The organism is Streptomyces sp. NPDC060209 (assembly GCF_042728155.1).
In the GTDB taxonomy this organism is placed as follows: domain Bacteria; phylum Actinomycetota; class Actinomycetes; order Streptomycetales; family Streptomycetaceae; genus Streptomyces.
In genome coordinates, this window is record NZ_JBHWZS010000529.1 from 1 (window position 1) to 2,843 (window position 2,843).

At 65.6% G+C, this 2,843-nt stretch carries 2 protein-coding genes; one reads left to right on the forward strand and one right to left on the reverse strand.

What is annotated here, in order from left to right; genetic code table 11:
* Positions 1-401: 401 nt before the first annotated feature.
* Positions 402-911, reverse strand: coding sequence for a hypothetical protein (locus ACFWFI_RS42235; RefSeq protein ID WP_387401194.1), 510 nt, complete (start codon positions 909-911; stop codon positions 402-404).
* A 567-nt stretch (positions 912-1,478) separates the two neighbouring features.
* Between ACFWFI_RS42235 and ACFWFI_RS42240 the strand changes: the two genes are divergently transcribed.
* Positions 1,479-2,411 (forward strand): hypothetical protein, encoded by a 933-nt coding sequence (locus ACFWFI_RS42240; protein ID WP_387401196.1) that lies wholly within the window; start codon positions 1,479-1,481, stop codon positions 2,409-2,411.
* Positions 2,412-2,843 lie beyond the last annotated feature (432 nt).

The window sequence follows — 2,843 nt, forward strand, 5'->3', positions numbered from 1 at the left end:
GTTCGGGGAACGGTCACTTTGACCGTTCCCCGAACGGACGACGGCGCGCCCTGGGTGAACCCCGTTCGCCACTCGAGAACGAGCATCGCTAACGCGAGCATGCTTAGCGAGGCCTTTGCGCAGTGCCGCAAAAGCCCAGGTCAGAAGAGAGAAACGGGCGCTCCGGAAGTGCTGCTCCTCAGGGGAGGGAAGTGGCCGCCCGGTACATGACACAGCCTGAGTGCGTAGATCTACCTGGGCAGCTCACCGCATGCCGGAAAATGGGCCGCCTGGCAACGTGAAAAGTACTCGCCGGTTACTTTGCGGCTGCCGTCTGGGCTAGGACTCCGGGGCCAAGATCCCTGTGGGTTTAAGGAAACCGAAGGTCCTTCAGCCTGAACCCACGGGTGCACCGGTCTGCTTCAGGTCGGTAGACCCGTGGGTTCGGTTGGAACTCGACGGTGCTGCGTGAGTCGAAAAGCTTCGGTCGTGACATCGGCGTCGACCTGCGCCTGTGTTCTGTCGCCGTATTCGAGGACGTCGTAGTCGTCGTCCAGGTTGGCGAGTTGCTCGGCCAGAGGCAGCTCGTGCCCGAAGCGCTGATGGATCCTGAAGGCCAGCTCGCGTGGCGTCAGTTCGCCGGCCAGCATCCGGGCGGCAAGTGCTCTCGCGGCGGCTTCCTGTCCGGCAACGCTGCCCGCTGAGTGGAAGGTGAGGCCCAGTTCGTCGAGTGCTGGGGGAAGGAGGTCGGGGACGTCGTAGTCCGCCTCCGCGCGCGTGCACGCGGCCAGGATCCGTAGGGCAGGACTGTCGAGGCCGGCAACGAGTGCATCACAGGCAGCGGTGACGATATCGGTTGCGCGGATCTCGCCCATGCTCCAGAGAACGGCGCGGTCCTGAAGCTCGCGGGCGGCTGATTCGGTTGACGGCATGGGGCCATGATCTCGTCATGGGGTTAAACAGGTCGAGCGGGTTTCACTGCGATGCCTGCTCGGCTTCTTCGCCCAGAAGCGCTCGTGCTGAGTCCGCGTAGCGGATGGCGGTCTTCTCGTCGATGCCGAACACGAGTGCGATGTGGAGGGGGTCGGCGCCGTGGGTGAGGGCCTCTTCGAGCTGACGGTCAACGCGGAGCCGTTCCAGGGTGGCGGTGAGGTTGCGGGTGGCCCAAATGGTCCAGAGCTTGCCAGCCGGGCCGAGTTCGACGGCGGTCTTCTGGGTGATCAGCAGGTGGGGGTTGGCCGTGTTCGGCCAGCAGCTGTGTCGGTGGCCGAGCCAGTCCAGGACAGCACGGCGGGTGCACTCGAAGAACTGTTGTCACCCTGTCTGCAGCTCTGTCACGCCCGGCAAAGCCCACCAGTACCGGAGGTGCGGGATGCGCACCTAGCCCTGGCGATGGCCATGTGATGCGGGTCACATGGCCACTTTCGGCATCGTTGTCGGATCGGGCCCACGCCGCCTCTGAGAGGAGAAGGATTTCCCATCGATGTAAGGAGGCGCTCATGGCCGCCGAGGACCTGACGCCCAGCTACTACATGGTCGAGGACAACGACTCCATCGACACCCACATCGCGGAGCAGATCAACCAGTTCAACTGGGATACGGACGGCGCTGGGGCGGTCATGGCCTTGTTCCCAGTTGACTGGACCGGGGCGGAAGGCGAGCTCGTGACCCTTCGCGCGGACGGGACCGTGGCCCTCGACCTGGACGGTACGTTCGAACAGCCTGAGCCGTTCGACCGCGGCACTCCTCCCACGATGATCACCACCACCACTGGCATGGCGGTGCTCAAGCCCAACCACCCGGACAACCAGACGATCGAGTCTGGGTTCCGGGCGGTTGGCGTCCCTGTGCCCGATGTGGTCCGAGTGATGAACGCTCGCGAGGCAGCGCGCACTGGGGACCGGGCCGCGCTCCGCGCCTTCGTCTCGGAGGGCTTGGGACGGTGGAGCGGATGGAGTGAGCCGGTCTCCACCGCTTTGCTCGGCGACTGGGCGGATCCGCTCTACAACGAAGGCCAGCTCTCCCCCGGCGCGATGGACCAGTTTTTGGCCGAGGCCAAAGTCATCAACGGACAGCTCAAGCCGATCTGGCTCCGCCAGGCCAACCGTGTGCGCGTGCGACTCCTCGACGCCCCGCTCGGCGACGGGATGACCCTGTACGACGTGCTCTCCGGGCAGCCCGCCGCTGACACGGACTTCGAGGGCTTCGATGACCCGCGCCTGATCGAGATCCTGAACGCTCTCTCCGAACAGGAGCAGGCGGTGGCCATCGCACGCAGCCGCCCTGGGGTCAACAACTGGCCCGAAGCCGCTCGGGTCGCCGGCGTCCCACAGCCCGAGGTCGTCGGCGAACAGGTCCGCCGGAAGGTGAAGAGGCTTGCCAAACAGCTCACTGACCGGAAGACCGGGGACGGTATTGGGAACCGCCGGTGAGCGCCCCCAGTCCCGCTCGGCCAGGCACCGGGAGGTGGTGCTGTGGACTGCCTCCCGGCCCCTCCCGGCTTGCATCAAGATGCTCGGCACGCTTTCCCCGTGACTCATCGCTGACCGACGCGTGCAACGGGTGCGTCGCCTAGAGAAGGTGTAGGGGCCGACCTGGTTTGCCGGGGCAGCCCCTACACAGCACACGTTCGTCAGCTGGGCGTCGAAGTCGAGCCGGTTGTGCGAGCGCCGCTTCGACTTCACCAGCTCGCGGCCCGCGTCGTCCTGGAAGAACCGCTCCAGGGCCCCAACTCGACCAGCACCCCGGAAAGAACTTCCTGCGTCACGCCATATTGATCAGAAACTCATGGGGTTCTCGTTCAGGACGTAGCGGACGTGTGGGCCACCGAAGTAGCCGCGGACGATGTGCGGTTGGCGCTGGCG

Bases quoted from the DNA above. Each gene is read 5' to 3' on its own strand.
- ACFWFI_RS42235 (WP_387401194.1), bottom strand. From the start codon at position 911: ATGCCGTCAACCGAATCAGCCGCCCGCGAGCTTCAGGACCGCGCCGTT.
- ACFWFI_RS42240 (WP_387401196.1), top strand. From the start codon at position 1,479: ATGGCCGCCGAGGACCTGACGCCCAGCTACTACATGGTCGAGGACAAC.